The sequence below is a fragment of the Pyrobaculum calidifontis JCM 11548 genome, from assembly GCF_000015805.1.
Classification (GTDB): domain Archaea; phylum Thermoproteota; class Thermoprotei; order Thermoproteales; family Thermoproteaceae; genus Pyrobaculum; species Pyrobaculum calidifontis.
This window is the reverse complement of sequence record NC_009073.1, coordinates 1,900,016-1,916,185: the sequence shown is the minus strand read 5'-3', so window position 1 is coordinate 1,916,185 and position 16,170 is coordinate 1,900,016. Positions and strand designations below refer to the sequence as shown.

General features: G+C 59.2%; 18 protein-coding genes. 14 read left to right on the top strand and 4 right to left on the bottom strand.

All coding sequences use genetic code 11. The features are described 5' to 3' along the window. Positions 1 to 21 precede the first annotated feature (21 nt). On the top strand, positions 22 to 1,095 hold the full coding sequence (locus PCAL_RS10945; protein ID WP_193322724.1) for an NAD(P)/FAD-dependent oxidoreductase: 1,074 nt from the start codon (positions 22 to 24) through the stop codon (positions 1,093 to 1,095). On the opposite strand, the gene PCAL_RS10940 is transcribed toward PCAL_RS10945, so the two are convergent. Next, positions 1,057 to 2,175, bottom strand: coding sequence for a tyrosine--tRNA ligase (locus tag PCAL_RS10940; protein ID WP_011850735.1), 1,119 nt, complete (start codon positions 2,173 to 2,175; stop codon positions 1,057 to 1,059). The two genes, PCAL_RS10945 and PCAL_RS10940, sit on opposite strands and share 39 nt — an antisense overlap. A 33-nt stretch (positions 2,176 to 2,208) precedes the next feature. On the opposite strand from PCAL_RS10940, the gene PCAL_RS10935 reads away from it, so the two are divergent. Together PCAL_RS10935 and PCAL_RS10930 are read left to right on the top strand one after the other, a co-directional pair. Continuing rightward, positions 2,209 to 2,661, top strand: coding sequence for a DUF371 domain-containing protein (locus PCAL_RS10935; protein ID WP_226951964.1), 453 nt, complete (start codon positions 2,209 to 2,211; stop codon positions 2,659 to 2,661). Between the two features lie 18 nt (positions 2,662 to 2,679). Beyond that, positions 2,680 to 3,372, top strand: coding sequence for a diacylglycerol/polyprenol kinase family protein (locus PCAL_RS10930; protein ID WP_011850733.1), 693 nt, complete (start codon positions 2,680 to 2,682; stop codon positions 3,370 to 3,372). On the opposite strand, the gene PCAL_RS10925 is transcribed toward PCAL_RS10930, so the two are convergent. Genes PCAL_RS10925 through PCAL_RS10915 form a run of 3 tightly spaced genes read right to left on the bottom strand, consistent with a single transcriptional unit; the run spans position 3,345 to position 6,305 of the window. Further along, a complete protein-coding gene (locus tag PCAL_RS10925; RefSeq protein WP_011850732.1) occupies positions 3,345 to 3,695 on the bottom strand; it encodes a PIN domain nuclease in 351 nt (116 codons plus the stop codon). The two genes, PCAL_RS10930 and PCAL_RS10925, sit on opposite strands and share 28 nt — an antisense overlap. Next, complete coding sequence (locus tag PCAL_RS10920) at positions 3,692 to 4,423, bottom strand: NAD(+)/NADH kinase (RefSeq protein ID WP_011850731.1); 732 nt, start codon at positions 4,421 to 4,423, stop codon at positions 3,692 to 3,694. The genes PCAL_RS10925 and PCAL_RS10920 overlap by 4 nt, the downstream gene beginning before the upstream one ends. A gap of 34 nt (positions 4,424 to 4,457) precedes the next feature. Beyond that, positions 4,458 to 6,305, bottom strand: a complete 1,848-nt coding sequence (locus tag PCAL_RS10915; protein WP_193322723.1) for an aldehyde ferredoxin oxidoreductase family protein — start codon at positions 6,303 to 6,305, stop codon at positions 4,458 to 4,460. 176 nt (positions 6,306 to 6,481) lie between these two features. Here PCAL_RS10915 and PCAL_RS10910 point away from each other — a divergent pair, with 176 nt between their 5' ends. The 11 genes from PCAL_RS10910 to PCAL_RS10860 all read left to right on the top strand — a co-directional run bounded on the left by PCAL_RS10910 (position 6,482) and on the right by PCAL_RS10860 (position 16,154). Continuing rightward, positions 6,482 to 6,886: a hypothetical protein gene (locus PCAL_RS10910; RefSeq protein WP_011850729.1), complete on the top strand. Its 405-nt coding sequence runs from the start codon at positions 6,482 to 6,484 to the stop codon at positions 6,884 to 6,886. Continuing rightward, positions 6,883 to 7,119, top strand: coding sequence for a ferredoxin:quinone oxidoreductase (locus PCAL_RS10905; RefSeq protein ID WP_193322722.1), 237 nt, complete (start codon positions 6,883 to 6,885; stop codon positions 7,117 to 7,119). Before PCAL_RS10910 ends, PCAL_RS10905 begins: the two co-directional genes overlap by 4 nt. Continuing rightward, the gene (locus PCAL_RS10900; protein WP_011850728.1) at positions 7,112 to 8,422 is read left to right on the top strand and encodes a complex I subunit 5 family protein; all 1,311 of its coding nucleotides are present in this window, start codon (positions 7,112 to 7,114) and stop codon (positions 8,420 to 8,422) included. The genes PCAL_RS10905 and PCAL_RS10900 overlap by 8 nt, the downstream gene beginning before the upstream one ends. After that, positions 8,410 to 10,041: a proton-conducting transporter transmembrane domain-containing protein gene (locus PCAL_RS10895; protein ID WP_011850727.1), complete on the top strand. Its 1,632-nt coding sequence runs from the start codon at positions 8,410 to 8,412 to the stop codon at positions 10,039 to 10,041. Before PCAL_RS10900 ends, PCAL_RS10895 begins: the two co-directional genes overlap by 13 nt. Beyond that, the gene (locus PCAL_RS10890; RefSeq protein WP_011850726.1) at positions 10,032 to 11,153 is read left to right on the top strand and encodes a proton-conducting transporter transmembrane domain-containing protein; all 1,122 of its coding nucleotides are present in this window, start codon (positions 10,032 to 10,034) and stop codon (positions 11,151 to 11,153) included. The genes PCAL_RS10895 and PCAL_RS10890 overlap by 10 nt, the downstream gene beginning before the upstream one ends. Before the next feature lie 81 nt (positions 11,154 to 11,234). Next, positions 11,235 to 12,173: a 2-oxoacid:acceptor oxidoreductase family protein gene (locus PCAL_RS10885; RefSeq protein WP_011850725.1), complete on the top strand. Its 939-nt coding sequence runs from the start codon at positions 11,235 to 11,237 to the stop codon at positions 12,171 to 12,173. Then, entirely contained in the window at positions 12,170 to 13,378 is a 1,209-nt protein-coding gene (locus PCAL_RS10880) for a transketolase C-terminal domain-containing protein (protein WP_011850724.1), read from the top strand. The genes PCAL_RS10885 and PCAL_RS10880 overlap by 4 nt, the downstream gene beginning before the upstream one ends. Beyond that, positions 13,371 to 14,441, top strand: a complete 1,071-nt coding sequence (locus PCAL_RS10875; RefSeq protein ID WP_226951963.1) for a thiamine pyrophosphate-dependent enzyme — start codon at positions 13,371 to 13,373, stop codon at positions 14,439 to 14,441. The genes PCAL_RS10880 and PCAL_RS10875 overlap by 8 nt, the downstream gene beginning before the upstream one ends. Next, entirely contained in the window at positions 14,438 to 14,836 is a 399-nt protein-coding gene (locus PCAL_RS10870) for an NADH-quinone oxidoreductase subunit I (RefSeq protein WP_011850722.1), read from the top strand. The genes PCAL_RS10875 and PCAL_RS10870 overlap by 4 nt, the downstream gene beginning before the upstream one ends. Continuing rightward, positions 14,833 to 15,807, top strand: coding sequence for an NADH-quinone oxidoreductase subunit NuoH (gene nuoH, locus PCAL_RS10865; protein ID WP_011850721.1), 975 nt, complete (start codon positions 14,833 to 14,835; stop codon positions 15,805 to 15,807). Before PCAL_RS10870 ends, nuoH begins: the two co-directional genes overlap by 4 nt. After that, positions 15,804 to 16,154, top strand: a complete 351-nt coding sequence (locus tag PCAL_RS10860) for an NADH-ubiquinone oxidoreductase (RefSeq protein WP_011850720.1) — start codon at positions 15,804 to 15,806, stop codon at positions 16,152 to 16,154. Before nuoH ends, PCAL_RS10860 begins: the two co-directional genes overlap by 4 nt. The last annotated feature ends 16 nt before the right edge of the window (positions 16,155 to 16,170 follow it).

Here is a 16,170-nt window from a genome sequence, read left to right as displayed (position 1 = left end):
TAAATGCTGACAAATAGTGTCGTGCGTATTGCGGTCATAGGTGCAGGTCCTGCTGGACTGTCCGTAGCAGCCGCCTTAAAAGACGCAGAAGTCTTTGAAGAACACAACGTAGTGGGGCTTCCCAGACATTGCACAAGCCTCGTCAGCGCCGTCTCGGCGGAGAGGGTAGGCATCCCCCGAGAGGTGGTGGTTAGGAGGTACGACGAGCTCTACGTGACAAACCTAGACGGCGACTTTATCCGCTTCCGCATAAGAGGCGGGGTGTACCTACTGGATAGGCCGGGGCTGGAGCGGCGTCTCGCAGAACACGTGGCCAACATCCGCTTTGGCGAAAAGGTGACGGCGATCAAGGGCCCGTACTTGTACACAGAGAGGGGGGAGAAGTACGGTCCATATGACTACATCGTAGTGGCCGAGGGCTCGCTGAGGCGCCTCTCTAGGGCGTACGGCGAGGTGGTCAGACTGCCGGGCCTCCAAGTGGACGTAAAAAGCCCGGCTGAGCTCCCCGGCATCACCGTCGTATACAACCCCAAGATTTCCCAGGCGTATTTTGCATGGGTTGTTGAAGTGGACAAGGGCGTCTACCGCGTAGGCCTAGCCGACAAGTGCTGCCTAGTGGAAAAGTTGAACAAGCTGGTGAAGTTGTTAAAGGGGTCGCCTGTGGACAGGCCGTTTGGCGGCGGCGTGCTTGCCGGACCTCCGGTGCAGAGGGTGGTGCACGGCAGAGTGGTACTCGTGGGAGACGCCGCGGGGCTCGTCAAGCCCCTCAGCGGCGGGGGGATCGTGCTCGCGGTTAAAAGCGGGAAGCTGGCCGCGGAGGCCTTGGCGAGGGGCACCCCAAGCCTTTACGAGGAGGGGACGCGGCAGTTGCGCATGAGGCTGAGGGCGGCGCACCTCTTGTTCAAGCTTCTCTACGGGAAGAGGGCCGTTGACCGGCTGTTGAAAACTCTCAGCGGCGGAGACTACCTCGCAGTGGACTACGACGACCACGTGAAAACTCTCGCAACGGCGGCGCTTACAGACCCCAGGTCGCTTGCCGCGCTCAGAGCCCTCCTCCTAGCGGGTTATAGCTATGTTTCTCATTTCTTCAAGTAGCTTCGCCCCAGGCCCCTGGAAGAACTTATACACCGGCTCCAACAGCGCGGCCAAGGCCTCGGCCGTCACGGCCTTTAAGTCTGCCGGGTGTATCTTCCCCTCCTTATACATGGCCTCAAGCTCCTCGTACTTCCACACCTCCACGTCTCCCCCGTACTTCTCCGGCCTCTTAATAACCAGCGGCGTCTTCCTCTCCTCGCGGAAGGCCGCTATCCTAAGAAGCTCCAGCACGGGGTTGTACTCTACCTCACGCGGCGGGCAGTAGGCCTTGGCCACCTTCTGCCTAATCTCCTCGGGGCTGTCGTGGACAAAAATGGCGCTCTGGGGGATGCTCTTCGACATCTTAAGCTCGCTCAACTCCTCTTTGCTACTGGGCTTGGAGGATATGTTGAGAGCTGGGAGTAGCCTGTGGTGAAGCGCCACTGGCTTAATTCTCTTGCCGTCAACAGTGAGGGGGTAGAACCTAATCTTGTCTGCCACTTGCCTCGCCAGTATGTGCGCCCTCCGCTGGTCAATTCCCCCGTGTGGAATATGGGCGCCGAGCGCGAACACGTCGGCCACCTGGAGCGGGGGGTAGACCAAGTAGGCGAGGGGGATGGACTCCCCCATCTTCCTGCCCAGTATCGTCAAACTATGCCTAACCTGCGACAGAGTTAGATGCCGAGTTATATCCATTAGGAGAAACCAGTACTCGTCGTTGTGGTGGTAGAGGTCTGAGCCGAGGACAAACCGCGTGGCGTCCGGGTCTCCCCCAAGGACCTCTATAATCCTCTTGAAGGTTTCGACGTAGTACGTCACGGCCACCCGCCTAATGGTGTCTAAGTCGCCCCCGAGCTTGTTATTAAGCCACGAGTGAATATCTGCTAGAAAAACCGTGGTCCTCACCCCGGCGCGTTGCAGATCTACCACTTTCGACATGCTCACCACGCCTGTGCCTATGTGGATAAACCCACTTATCTCAAACCCAATGTAGTGGTTCAGCTTGTAGCCCCCCTGGAAGAGCTCCCTAAGCTCCTCCACTGTGATCACCTCCTCAGTGGGGTACCGAAGCACTAGCGAAAGTCTCTCCTCGACGTCCATGGCAACTTTGAAAAAGTGTCAATAAATAATATCGTGTGCCTAGAGAAAGTGAAGAGGGGCGACGTCCCCCGCGACGTGTTTACCGCACGCGGCCACCCCAACATCACTGCCACAAACAGGAGGACGCTTGAAATAACGAAGGACCCGTATGTGACAAAGCGGGGCGACTGCATAGTGGCTTGTTGCGCCGAGAAGGCGGCTGGCGAGCTAGACGCACAAGTGCTCCACGCCTTGGCGCATGAGGGCACCGTGGTGATAATACTCGACGTAGGCACAGCGGTGGACTACGTCGTGGGCAAAACGCCGAGGTGGACGCCCACCTCCCGCTGGCGGCTCGTGGTCAGGAAGTCGGAGTACGTGGACGAGTCCACGGTGGCCGTGGCCAGTGACAAGTCCGCGGCAGAGCTGGATAGGAGGCTGGTGGCAGAGCTTAAGAGAGGCGCCCCGCTGAGGGTCATAGTGGGCGTCTGCCCAAAGGATATATAGCCGGGGGTCTTGTCGCATGTGTCAAAATGGGCGTCGTTAAAGACTCTCGCGGCGAGAAAGGCGATCCACGTTGCCTTTGTAGCGTTGCTCGCAGTGCCCTTCCTAGTAGACGTCTCTGCCGAATTGTACATCTCCCTATTGGTGGTGGCCAGCGGCTTCATTTACTCGATACAAGTCAGGCAGCCGGCCGCGTGGGTTGAATTCCGCCGCAACGTGTTTAAGACCTTTGAGGACTTGTTCAACAGGCTTGAACAACTCATCCCCATTGAGAGGCCAGAGCTAAGGCTTCAGTACCAGAGAGCCCTTAGGCAACTGGAGGAGTTGATAGACATGGCGGAAAGAGACTACGAAAAGAGACATGGCTACCTCGGCGTTTTAATGGGCGGAGTAGGCTTCCTAGCCGCCTTGACCCTCTTTGGCAGGCAACACCTACTCGCCTCCATAGTGAGCATGGCCGTCTACGACACGGTAAGCGCCGTGGTTGGGACAGCCGTTGGGGGCAGAAAAATTGGGAGAATAACCGTGGCCGGTACCCTCGCCGGGGCTTTAGCCAACGTAGTGGCGCTGATGGCCGCGGGCTACCCGCCGCTGGCGGCCCTAGCCATCACCGCGCTGGTGGTGGTGGCAGATGCGACAAGCCCAGAGGACAACCTCACAATACCCGTCGCCGCCGCGGCGGGGTCCTACCTATCTGGCCTCCTGCCTCGGTAAAACACCCCCTCCACTCTCACGCCCAGCCTCCTCGCCGCCGCGGCCAACCTCCCATCGTCTGTAACTAAGACGCACCCCCTCTCCAAGGCGAGGGCCAGCGCCGAGGCGTCGGCCGGCGACAGCCCCGTAAACCTCTTCACGAGCTCTCTCACCTTTCTCTCGTCAACCTCCTCTACTCTCACGCCCAGCACCTCCACCGCCGCCTGCGCCCTCGGGTCCCTCAGCTCTTCAACCACCTCCCTAGTGGTGTACAACTCGCCTTGGAAGATGCGGAGGTCTCTCCCATGTATAAACGCTGAGGCGTCGAGCACAAAACACGTCATAGGCTCCTGAGCCGCTCCATCACTCTATTCAAGAAGTTGAATTCCCCAAACACGGCCAGCCTCAGCCGCCTCTTGCCTCGTTCTACGACAAACCGCCTCCCAACGCCGCCCTCTCTGCCGTCGCAAGTCATAACCGCCTCCTCCCCCACCTCCACTTCCACGCGCCTAGAGCTAAGCACCAGAGGCCTTAGGAAGAGAGTGAAGGGGGCCACAAAGGAGACCACTACGACGTCGGCTCTGTAGTCCACAATGGGGCCATAGGTGGACACCACATAGCCGCTTGTCCCATGAGGCGTTGAGACAATAACCCCATCCGCCCTCCCGGCTATCTCGCCCTCCTCAGTCAAAATCTTAAAACTCAACAGACGTCCGTGTTCCCTCCTAAAAAAGGAAACCTCGTTAAGCGCCGTGCAGCCGCCCGCCTCCAGCGTGGCCAAGTCCACAACCTTGTAATCGTTGCTTATTATGCGCGTGATGGCCTCCCTAGGCGGCATAGGCACCTCAGCGCTTCTGTAAAAATTCACCCTCCCAAGACCTAGGTGCACCACCACAGAGTCAAAAATACACGGAAAACGCCTAATGGCCTCAAGCAAGGTCCCATCCCCCCCGAGGATTAACACGTGGGAAAAACCCACGCCGCAACTCAGATCCACGGCGTTAAACTCCCTCTTCACAGCCTCAGCCAACTCGCCCAGGTCAGGCCTGTAGAAGACTGCAAATGTGGACACGGAGGTTTGAAAAAAGGCCGGCTTAAAAATTGGTTTATAAGAGGTACTGGAACTCCTCCAGCCCTAGCCTCTTCAAAGTCTCGTATGTGGGCTTGCCGTCGACCCAGCCGCGCAACTTGTAAAACTCCTTAATGCCCTCGTCAAACATCTTTGACGCCGTGTGGCCGGCGGCTGGCCCAGTCTTTATAGGCTCCCTCATCTTGGGCGGAAGCTCGTCCTTGACCCACTTGCCCTCCTTCACGTGGAATAGCCTCTCCACGTTGAATATCCTCTCCCCGATGGTCAACATGTCCTCCCCCGTGACATTCCACCCATAGGCGGCGTTGAACAAGTCTGCCAGGTGTTGCTCAAATATGCCGTCTTTGTCAAGCGTGTCGAACTTGCAATATGTGACTGAGTCTGAGAGAGCCATTAAGTGTTGCGCGTAGATTACCAGCCTTACCTGCTTAGAAATACACTCGGGAGTCTCGCAGAGCGGGTCCACCTTCTCGGGAACGCCCAACACCTCCCACGTAGGCGAGTACGCCTCTAGGTGGTCGCCGCCGCGGTTGGCCGTCACGTACGAAATGGCGAAGCCCTTAAGCGCTCTGGGGTCGTAGGCCGGGAAGCCCTGCCCCCTGGAGCCCACAAAGGCGTCGGGCGCGCCGTACTTATTCGCCAGCCTCCAGTCGCCCTCGGCTAAGTCGTTTCCAATGCCGTCTCTATAAGCGGTCTTGTACACCAAGTCTATCAAGGCGCCGGCGTCGCCCCAGTCGATGTCATACTTTATCTTGCCCCTCTTCACAAGCTCGAGGAAGGTGCCCAGCGTGTTGCCCAGCGATATCGTGTCCATACCCAGCTCGTTGGCCAACTTCTCCATCTTAAGCACAGCCTCGGTCTGCGAAAGGCCCAGGTTGCCGCCTAGAGCCCACGTGGACTCGTACTCGTACTTTATCTTCTCACCAGGCACCTTGTAGGGCCCTGAGGTCACAACGGCCATCTGAGTACACTGGATTGGACAAAGCATACAGCCGTGCACCTCCTTCACATAGTTCTGCTTGATATACTCCCCGCTTATTTTCTCCGCCGTCTCGAAGTACCCCGTCTCGAAGTTCCTCGTGGGGTAACCCCCTATGGAGTTTATGATGTTGGCCAAGAGGTTTGTCCCATACTGGTGCAAAGCCTTGGAAGTGGCGTTATTCATGAGCTTTACAGAGTACTCGGTGGCGATTTTGAGGAACTTTTGCTTGTCCACGAAGTCCTTCATCGGGTCGTGGGTCCCCCAGACCACTATGCCCTTGAGCTTCTTGGCGCCGGCAACGGCGCCCAGCCCGCCTCTCCCGGCGAAGCGCTCGTAGTCGCTGAACCTGAGGCCCGCAATTCTCACGAGGTTCTCCCCAGCAGGTCCGATGGTCATTACGCCGGCTTTCTTCTCGTCGGGCTCAAGCCCGGCGTCCTCTAGCAGGGCCTTGGTGGCTGAGCCCGTCCACTTGCCCCATATGTGTTTGGCAGGCCTAATGGACACCTCGCCGTCTTTCACAAGGATGTACACGGGGTCCTCCGCGGCGCCTTCCACAATTATCCCGTCGTAGCCGCTCCTCCTAAGCCAGTAGGCGAAGTTGCCCCCCGCGTTTGAGTGAGTGTAGGAACCCGTCAGGGGGCTCTTGCCGACCACGTTTATCCTGCTGGTGGCCAAGTTGGCGGTGCCCGACAAGGGCCCCGCGAATATGTACAACTTATTCGAGGGCGAGAGCGGGTCTATGCCCCTTGGCAACTCCTTCAACGCCAAGTACGCCCCCAGCCCCCTTCCCCCCAGGAATTTCTTCACGACGTCCTCCTTATATACTTCTTCGCTTATTTTCTCTGTTGACAAATCAACTCTTAGTACTCTGAATACTACCATAGGATTAAGCATGAACTTCCTATTTAAGTATTTCCTAACACTAAGTTTAAATATTTCGAAATGCATGTGCGGCGCAGTTTTCTTAATTATACTTAATTCTAAATTTCTCAAGGCTTCAATGGCTGTATGTTCAAGTTACTTTAGTGAAATTTAAAAAGAGGTCGGCGGGCATTCCTATGGACCTCTTGACTTTAGTCGGCGTGGCGGCCCTCGCCTTCTTAATACTGTACACAAGGGACAACATATATGCCTCTCTCCTATTGACAGGCCTAGGGGTAGCCGTGGCCCTGGGCTCCACGCCCCACTTGGGCGCTGCTGCGTTTATACTCATCACGCTTGTGTATATAGTGGCCGCGCTGACCCTCGTGCTCATCGCCGCGGCCTCGATGGGCGACGTGGCAAAGCCCGTAGAATTTAGGAAGTCTGCCCTCGCCGCAGTTGCCGTGGCCCTCGCAGCCCCCCTCCTCCTAAGGCCTGGCCCCCAGCAAGCGGTGCAACAGGCGTTGGACTACATGTTGATACCTCTGGCGGCCGCCTTCATCGTCTATGTGCTGAAGATTGCTGTAGAGTTGAGTACATGACCGAGTTGGTCACGCTGATCGTCTTGTTGGTGGCGGGCCTTGTTGCCATTGCCACAGCGGTCTCTCTTGTGAGAGTCGTAATTGGTGCCGAGATTTTGACGCTAGCGGCGCTGTATGCGGCGGCGGTTGCTAGAGACATAAACCTGCTCGCCGTTGCGGCCGCGGTGGGCGTCGCCGAGACGCTGATATTCGTCGCTACACTGTTCAAATTGGCGAAGGAGGGCCATGTATAGCCTATATTTCCTGCTGGCAACGCTCCTATCTTCTATACTTGCACTAGCGGCTGTCCGCTTCGGCAGATGGGCTGCTGTTGCCTCCGTGGCCACAATGGCGTTGTACTTCGGCGTCGTGGAGCGAACCGTGTTGGCCACTTTGCCATATGTGGGCGAGGTCGCGTTTTCGCTGACTGCCGACAAGTGGCCATTCGCAACAGTTTCCATAGTGCTCGGCCTGATCACGGCCCTCTACGCCCAGCGCTATTTAGAGCACCTAGGCGCCGAGAGGTGGTACTACATGGTCCACGCCTTCTACGTGCTGTCCTTTGTCTGGATCGTGGCCTTTGAAAACCTCATCTTCGTCTTCCTCGCCCTAGAGCTCAGCATAATAACGAGCTTCCTCCTCATATGGTACTTCGGCTACGGCAACAGGAGGGTGGTGGGCATCCTCTACTTCCTCTGGGCCCAAGTCGGGTCCATCCTCTTCCTAGTGGGAGTGGCGCTGGCTGGGAAATTTGACGCAGATGTGTTTCAAGCCGCGGGGGTTGCCTCCCTCCTCGTGCTTGTGGGCCTGTTGGTGAAGATGGGGACTTTGGGAGTCCACTTCTGGCTCCCCTACGCCCACGCCGAGGCCCCCACACCGCTTTCCGCCCTCCTAAGCCCAGTCCACGTGGGGCTAATGGCTTACTGGATCTGGAGGCTGAAGGAGGGCGCCCACTGGCCCCTCGACGCCCTCTACCTCTACGGCCTAGCCACCGCCGTCTATGGCTCACTCCTCGTCTTCAGAGAGATGGACATCAAGAGGGCTCTCGCTGACTCCACCATCGCCAACATGGGCCTGCTCGTGGCGGCGGCCGCCATGCCCAAGTACCAGGTTGCACCACACCTGCCCCCCTTAGACTACTTGGCCACCGCCGTCTTGTTCGTGGGGCACGCCTTCGCCAAAGCCGCTGGATTTATGCTCTCAGGCATTTACATTGTTAAGTTGCACACCCGCGAGTTGGACAAGCTCGTGTGGGACACCTCGGCCCTCGCCCTGGCGGTCTTGACCTTCGTGGCCCTCTCAGGGGTCTTTGGAATAGTCTTAGTGGGGAAGGCGCTGTTGGCCATGGGGCTTCCCCACAGCCTCTCAGCCGCCGCGCTATTGATACTCGCTCTGTTCTCCACAGCCCTCTACAACTTCTATATACTGAACAGGGTATACAAGGCGGGGAGCGGCCCACTGGACGCGCCTAGAGATATGTACATCCCTACTCTCGCGACGGCGCTGGCGCCCTACGCCCTCCTCGCAGCAGTGCCGTGGCTGTTATGGTCGCTTTAGAGCTACTCCTGGCGCTACCTTTCATAGCCGCGGCGCTGGACCTGTTGACGAGACGCGGCATATTCGCAGTGGCCACCTCGGCGGCTGTGGCGGCGGCTCTGCTTCTGGGCTCAAGCCCTACCACTCACCTATTTAGACTCGATGGACACATACTGGGCCTGTTGGTCTTTGTCTCGGGCATATACGCGGCCATATCCCTCTACTCAATCTTCTATATGAGGGGCAACCAGCGGCTTGGGTGGTTCTGGGCCTGGATGAACTTGTTCTACGGCTCTATGCTCGTCTTCGTCTCGGCAGACCACTGGATCCTCCTCGCGGTAGGGTGGGGAGGCCTCGACATAGCCAGCTGGGGCCTAATCCTCACGTACAGAGACGAAGAGGACGCGGGAAGGGTGGGGCTTGGGGAGAGGTTCTGGGGTCTCACATGGCTGTGGACTCCGAGCGCCTCTGCCCTTAGGGCCATTTTGACCGTGGAGGTGGGCTCCGCCTCCCTCCTCGCCTCTCTGGGCATGGCCGCGGCGCAGTATGGCGGCTACATCTCGCAGTGGGTCGCCCTAGGCGACTTGGCGGCCGCCCTTTTGCTCGTGGCCGCGTTTGCCAAAGCCGCCCAGCTCCCCTTCACAGACTGGCTTATGACGGCAATGTCGGCGCCGACGCCGGTGAGCGCGTTACTCCACTCCTCCACCATGGTCAAGGCTGGGCCCATCCTCCTGCTCAAGTTCGGCTCGTTGATGCCCACGTGGGCCGCCGACGTGGCCTTCGCCGTCGGCATAACCACAGCCCTCTACGGCGGGCTGGTGGCCCTGGCCCAGAGGGAGCCCAAGGTCCTGCTCGCCGCCTCCACCGCCTCCTATCTGGGCTTAATAACGGCGTTTTCTCTCAAGAACCCCCATGAAGCGCTGTGGCTCATATACGCCCACGGCGTGGCCAAGGCCACATTGTTCATGGCGGTGGGCCACGCGATCCATGAGACTCACAGCAGAACGCCCGGGGCGTATCCCCTAGCCGCCAAGGCCGCCATGGCGCTGGCGCTTCTGACGCTGGCGGGGCTGACCCCCCTCGGCGCCTTGGCCAAAGAACACGCCGACGTCTGGGTACTCGCCTTCTCGGCGCTCACGGCGGGCTACGTGGGGAAGCTCCTCCTTAGAACTGGCACAGAGGGCACGGGCCTTGGCCCAATGGCGTTGCCCTACCTAGGCGTGGCCTCCTCGGCGTTTTTAGTGCCAGCGTTGCCGAACCCCCTCTGGGCCCTGGCGCTGATGGGCCTGGCGCTGGCATATGTCCCGCCTCCGCGCGTGTTATACGCCAGGCTCGGCCTGCCCCTGCTATACGACCTAGCGGCCCCGAGGGCGTTTGACGCTGTAAAGAGGGCGGTGGCGATAGGGGACAGAGCAGTCGACCTCCTAATCTTTAAGTCCATCGACGCGTGGAACGCCTTGGTCAAGCTAACCGCCACGGCAGACCGCGTTGTTGACCTAGCTCTACACGGCGCGTTGCCCACGGCGCTTGCCGCGGCGTCGCGGCAGATCTCCAAGAGGAACTTCGACTACTGGCTCTACGTAGCGGGTACGGGCATAGGCGTGGCGCTTGTGTTGGCCTTGGTAGTGTTATGGAGGTAGACAAGCTACTCTTGCCACTTGCCTTCACTGCGTATGTGGTCCTTAGGCTATTTCTACGTGGCGCATGGCCGCTCGACGTGGTATATATCTCCGCCTTAGCTGTTTATAAGGCCGCAGAGGGGTGGCCGCCTATTTTGGCTGGTGTTTACACACTGCCGTATCTCCTCGGCGTGGCCATGGTGGCTCGGGGCAAGTTGGCAAAAGAGGCCGGCATGGCCGCCGCGGTGTCGTACACCGGCGTTTTGCTCATAGCCACGGGGGTTGCACATCTGCAGCTCCTAGGCTTTGCCATGGCCACGCTGGCCCCAGCGGTCTTATTGCCCACGATGGGCGACAGGGGGTCCCTAGAGGGGCTGTTTAGATACCTCGTAATCTCCTCCATAGCCGTCAGCTTTATGGCGGTGGGGCTGGCCACTAGGCCCGACTACCCCGCGTTCGGCAACTTCTTCATATTCATGGCCGTGGCCGCCGAGCTGGGGGCCGCGCCTCTCCACCTCTGGGTTCCCGACGTGTACGGCCGCTCTAGGCCGGCGGGGCTAGCCGCCTTGGCCAGTTTGCCCAAACTGGCGGCCGGCTTCGCGTTGCTCTACGTGAGGCCGGAGGTGGGGGCCTTGGCCGCGTATGGGCTCGGCGCTCTTTCTATGTTCGTGGGAAACCTCGGCGCCTTGACCAGCGGAGACTTGAGGAGGGTGCTCGCCTACTCCACAGTGGCCCACGCAGGCTTCGCCATATTCGCGTACCCCCTGTCCCCCCAGGTGGCCCTCCTGTTGATAATGGCCGACGCCTTGGGCAAAATGGCCTTGTTCAACCACTTGGAGGCCGGGTCGGGCAGATGGGCCGCCTACCTCTTGGCCATGAACCAGATAGGGGTGCCGCCGGCCCTCGGCTTTTGGCCAAAGCTCTACCTCCTCATACTCGCCGCATACACCCTGGGCCCTCACGTCGGCGTATACCTGTTGGCCAACATAGCCCTCTCAGTGCCCTACTACTTTAGAGTGGCTAGAGATCTCCCAAGCGGCGTGGGCCCCGTCGCGGCGGCCATTGCCGTGGTGTTAACCGCCGCCGGCGCCGTTGCGCCCCTCTGGCTTTCACATACTCTATCATTATCTTAAATTTGAGATTTGTAGAAGAAATCTTAACTCAATTCCCTTTTGCACATAGGCAAATTTATATGGATGCTACGGGGTAGACCCATGCGGGTGGAGACAGTCTGGCTAGGCCGCGGCGGGCAGGGCATTGTCACAGCCACGTACATTATAGCAAACGCCGCGGTGATAGACGGGCTCTACGCCATTGCCAACCCCGAGTTCGGCGCCGAGAGGAGGGGCGCCCCCGTCAAGGCCTTTCTCACAGTTAGCAAAGACCCCATAGAGGACCAAGAGCCGGTGAAGACCCCCGACGTGGCCGTGATCTTCGACGACAAGTTAATTGACCCAATGAGGTTTGCCATAGACGCAGTCAAGCCTGGCGGCTACATAATTCTCAACACAGGTAAGAGGCCAGAGGAGGCGAGGAAGCTCGTGGGCAGAGACGACGTCTACCTAGTTGTGTTAGATGCCATAGACATAGCAAGACGTCACTTGAAGCTGGACATTCCCAACGGGCCGCTGGCTGGCGCCTTTGCCAAGGTGATGGGCTTCCCCTCCCTGGAGTCCATAAGACAAGCGTTTGAAACCCAGCTGGGGAAGGCGGTTGAGGAGAACTTCGCGGCAACTAAGGAGGCCTACGAGACGGCTGTGGTCATACCCCCAGAGAGAGTGGACAAGTCGGCTAAGCCGAAGGGCATCATATCCACAACCTCTGCCTTCTTGACTGGGCCGTACGACATCGTGGGCTGGCAAGAGGTGAACAAGGCTGGGGCTGTCTTCCCGGGCACAAGCTTCTTCTACACGACGGGGGGCTGGCGCATTGACAAGCCGGTGATAGACCACTCCAAGTGTATAATGTGCCGCAAGTGCTGGCTGTACTGCCCCGACGACGCTATAATAGAGGCCTGGAGAGAGGTGGAGGGGCCCAGGGGGAGGAAGTTCCGCATGAAGTTCATAGACTTTGACTACGCCTTCTGCAAGGGTTGCGGCGTGTGCGCTGAGGTGTGCCCAACTGGGGCAATACAGATGGTTAGGGAGATATGACGGCGCAGGCAGTTATCCCAAGGGAGAGAAGGGTTGCGCAGAGGCGGATAGCGCTCACGGGGAACCACGCAGTGGCCCTGGCGGTTAAGATGGCCAAAGTTGAAGTAATTGCGGCCTACCCCATAACGCCCCAGACCCCGGCAGTGGAGAAGCTGGCGGAGTATGTAAACAACGGCGAGCTAGACGCCGAGTATATACCGGTGGAGTCGGAGCACTCGGCCATGTCCGCGGTGATAGGCGCCTCAGCCATGGGGGCCAGAACCTTCACCGAGACGTCTTCGCAAGGGCTGTTCCACATGTACGAAAACTTGCCCATAGCTGTGGGCATGCGCCTACCCATTGTGATGGGCATAGCCGCGAGGACGGCCTCAGCCCCAATAAACGTCTGGGGTGACTACAGCGATGTGATGTCTATGAGGGAGCTCGGCTGGATTATCTACATTGTGCAAAACGCGCAGGAGGCTTTTGACACAATAATACAGGCGTACAGAGTCGCAGAGGACTCCCGCGTCCACTTGCCCGTGGCCGTGGCCTACGACGGCTTTTGGACAAGCCACGTCCTCCAGCCGCTCGACGTGCCAGAGGACGAGGAGGAGGTGATAAGGTTTGCGCCTATTACCAGGAGCTGGGTTAAGCTGGACGTGGACAACCCGGCGCAGCTGGGCGCAGTGGGCACGCCTGAGTGGTACTGGGAGGTTAGGTGGCAGGCGGTAGAGGCTCTTAGAGAGTCTATAAAAGTAATCGAGGAAGTCGACTCCGAGTACTGCAAGTGGTTTGGCAGAAGCTACGGGCTCGCGGTCCCCTACCGGCTAGAGGACGCAGAAGTGGCGATAGTCACCTACGGCTCCATCTTTGGGCTTGTGAAAAAGGCCGTCGACCGGTTGCGCTCAGAGGGCGTCAAGGCGGGGGCCCTGAGGCTGAGGGTCATAAGGCCCTGGCCCTACGACCTCTTGAGAAAGCTCCTAGGCCACGTCGACAAAGTCGCTGTAATAGACAGGACAATTAACCACGGCGGCCCGCTCCAGGGCCCCATGGCGGTGGAGGTGGCCGCCACGTTGCACAAGCCCGTGTACAACATCTTAGCCACCATTGGCATGAGGGCAATAGACAGCGACATGATATACGAAGCCGGTTGGAAGATCCACAAAGGCCATTGGGCACCTGGGCAGACATACACTCTGGGCCTCAGGGGAGGCTATGAGTGAGGTCAAGGGTAGATTCCGGGAGAAGATATACATAAGGCGCCACTCGCTTGGCATACCCGGCGTAAAAGTGGCAGAGGAGTACGCCGGCCTCTACGAGTACGCCAACTTTGAACTGCCGCAGGAGGAGCTGTTTCTCCCAGGCCACGGCCTATGCGCGTCGTGCACCATAGGCGTCATCGCTAGACACATGTTAAAGGTCTTGGGGCCAGACACAGTCGTGGTGAATCCCACCGGATGCGCCGAGGTGTCCACCGTCGTCTATCCGCGCACCAACTGGGCCGTCCCCTGGATGCACGTGGCCTTTGGTAACGGGGGCTCTGTGGCCTCTGGCATAGAGGCCGCCATCAAGGCCTTGAAGAGGCGCGGCGTAATTGACCCCAACAGGAAGATAAACGTCGTGGTCTTCGCAGGCGACGGCGGGACGGCGGACATCGGGTTCCAGGCACTGAGCGGCATGCTGGAGAGGGGCCACCGGGTGATCTACATCATGTACGACAACGAGGGCTACATGAACACGGGCATACAGCGTAGCGGCACCACGCCCCTAGGCGCATCTACAACGACGGCCCCCGCCGGGAGGAAGGTGCCTGGGAACGTCACTCATAAGAAGCCCATGGCCCTCATCGCGGCGGCCCACGGAATTCCCTACGTGGCCACGGCCAACCCGGCCTACGTCCACGACATGGTCATGAAGATAAAGAAGGCGGCGGAGGTGGACGGCCCCTCCTTCATACACATACTCCAGTCGTGTACCCCAGGCTGGAGGTTTGAGCCCAAGTACGCGATACGGGTCTTGGAGCTGGCCACAGAGACGGGGTACTGGGTCAACTACGAGATTGAAAACGGCGAGTTTAGAGTCACGATACCCGTCCCCAAGAGGAAGCCGGTGAAGTGCTTCTTACAGCTACAGGGCAGGTTCAAGCACTTGAAGCCAGAGGAGATAGACATGATACAGGCCATCATTGACAGAGACGTGGCCGAGATAAATAGAATGGTGGGCAGAGAGGTGATAGGCCCCGTGGACCCAAGCCTCCCCTGCATGACGCCGCGGGGCGCTAAATGATCACTCACATAAAGCTCTTCGCAGTAGCTCTAAAAAACCTATTTGAAAAGCCGTGGACCGTTAGATGGCCCGAGGAGAGGAGAGACTACGGCCCGGCCCCCCGGGGATTTATAGTAAACGACAAGTCTAAGTGCATCTCTTGCCAGCTGTGCGAGGCGGTCTGCCCCGCCAAGGCCATAAAATTCCACCTAGAGGAAGACGGCAAGAGGTACCCCGGGATAGACTGGGGGAGGTGCATACTCTGCGGCTACTGCGTAGACGCTTGTCCCACCGGCTCCCTTCAGCACACGGCCCACATAGAAATCACGTGGGACAGCCTCGACACGTATAAGAAGCCCAAGGAGATGACGCCCGGCTCCGTGGCCGCCGATGTCGGGGACAAGTCGCTGGTATGATCGCGGGCATCCCAAGCGACATCCTCGCGGCGCTCATATTCCCAGGGATAGCGGGAATCCTCGGCTTCCTCGTAGTGGCCATATGGGCCGAGCGGAAGCTGGTGGCGAGGGTACAGTGGCGCTACGGCCCCCTCTACGTCTCTAAGCCGCTGGGGGGCTTTCTCCAGCCCATAGCAGACCTCATAAAACTAGTGTTCTCCGAGCTCGTCCTCCCCAGACACACCAATAGGCACCTCTTCGCCCTGACGCCCCTCCTCCTCTTCGTCGCCGAGGCTGTGCCAGTGGTCTTCATCGCGGTGGCCCCTGGCCTGGTCATATTCCACCACTCTTACGGCCTGGCGCTGGCCGTGGTGACGTGGTTGCTCATTCCGGTGTTTTTAGTGGGGATGGCGTGGGCGGAGGCGGACAAGTTCACTTACATAGGCGCCGTGAGAGAGATCCTCCTCACCGCTGCCTACGAGGTCCCCCTCCTTCTCTCCGTGTTGGCCATGTTCATCTTGTACGGCACGGCCGACCCCTACGCCGTCGTGGAGAGGCAGAGCCTCTGGGGCGTCCTCCTCAACCCCCTCGCCTTCCTCGCCTTCTACATATCGTTGGCCATGTCCACCACAAGGTTCCCCTTCGAAATCCCCGAGGCAGAGCCTGAGGTGGTGCTGGGGCCGTATACTGAGTACGGCTCTACCCTCTTCATCCTCTCCTTTGGGGCCAACTACGTCAAGATGTACGCAGGCGTCCTCCTGGGCGCAGTGCTGTTCCTCGGCGGGTGGTCCCCCTTCGGCGACTTGTTGCTAGGCGCGCTGGCGGTGGTCGTCAAGGCCGCCCTACTCACAGTCCCGCTGCTACTCCTAAGAGCCATCTACCCCCGCTACAGGATCGACCAAGCCCTTAGGCTAGGCTGGAGCAAATTGCTGGCGCTGGCGGTGGCCGCCGTGGCCCTCTCCGCGGCGCTTAAGGCCGCCGGCGTGGCATGACCGCCCTTCTCCTCTTCCTAGCCCTCCTCTTCGCCGCCTTGGCCGCCCTCGTCTACGTGGGCTACAGACTCGCGCCCAAGAAGCCAAGCGAGGTCAAAGAGCGGAGGTTTGAGGCAGGCAATCCCCCATACGGCGAGGTTAAGAGGAGGCTGGTGGCCCAGTACGTCGGCTACATATACCTCGTCACAGCGGCGGAGGCGGTGGCGGGGCTCTTGATCGTCTACGCACTTCTGAGCGGCGGCGCATCCCCCGGCCTCTTCGCCGCCTTGGCCCTCTCCTTGGCAGTTGTGGCAGCGTTCGTAGCCGCCTATCTAAGGGTGCTAGGAGACATAAAGAGGTGGAGTTAGACAATGGTCGAAATTT

Coding starts and splice junctions, on each gene's coding strand:
- PCAL_RS10940 (WP_011850735.1), bottom strand. CDS start 2,175: ATGGACGTCGAGGAGAGACTTTCGCTAGTGCTTCGGTACCCCACTGAG.
- PCAL_RS10925 (WP_011850732.1), bottom strand. CDS start 3,695: ATGACGTGTTTTGTGCTCGACGCCTCAGCGTTTATACATGGGAGAGAC.
- PCAL_RS10915 (WP_193322723.1), bottom strand. CDS start 6,305: ATGGTAGTATTCAGAGTACTAAGAGTTGATTTGTCAACAGAGAAAATA.
- PCAL_RS10910 (WP_011850729.1), top strand. CDS start 6,482: ATGGACCTCTTGACTTTAGTCGGCGTGGCGGCCCTCGCCTTCTTAATA.
- PCAL_RS10905 (WP_193322722.1), top strand. CDS start 6,883: ATGACCGAGTTGGTCACGCTGATCGTCTTGTTGGTGGCGGGCCTTGTT.
- PCAL_RS10900 (WP_011850728.1), top strand. CDS start 7,112: ATGTATAGCCTATATTTCCTGCTGGCAACGCTCCTATCTTCTATACTT.
- PCAL_RS10895 (WP_011850727.1), top strand. CDS start 8,410: ATGGTCGCTTTAGAGCTACTCCTGGCGCTACCTTTCATAGCCGCGGCG.
- PCAL_RS10890 (WP_011850726.1), top strand. CDS start 10,032: ATGGAGGTAGACAAGCTACTCTTGCCACTTGCCTTCACTGCGTATGTG.
- PCAL_RS10885 (WP_011850725.1), top strand. CDS start 11,235: ATGCGGGTGGAGACAGTCTGGCTAGGCCGCGGCGGGCAGGGCATTGTC.
- PCAL_RS10880 (WP_011850724.1), top strand. CDS start 12,170: ATGACGGCGCAGGCAGTTATCCCAAGGGAGAGAAGGGTTGCGCAGAGG.
- PCAL_RS10875 (WP_226951963.1), top strand. CDS start 13,371: ATGAGTGAGGTCAAGGGTAGATTCCGGGAGAAGATATACATAAGGCGC.
- PCAL_RS10870 (WP_011850722.1), top strand. CDS start 14,438: ATGATCACTCACATAAAGCTCTTCGCAGTAGCTCTAAAAAACCTATTT.
- nuoH (WP_011850721.1), top strand. CDS start 14,833: ATGATCGCGGGCATCCCAAGCGACATCCTCGCGGCGCTCATATTCCCA.
- PCAL_RS10860 (WP_011850720.1), top strand. CDS start 15,804: ATGACCGCCCTTCTCCTCTTCCTAGCCCTCCTCTTCGCCGCCTTGGCC.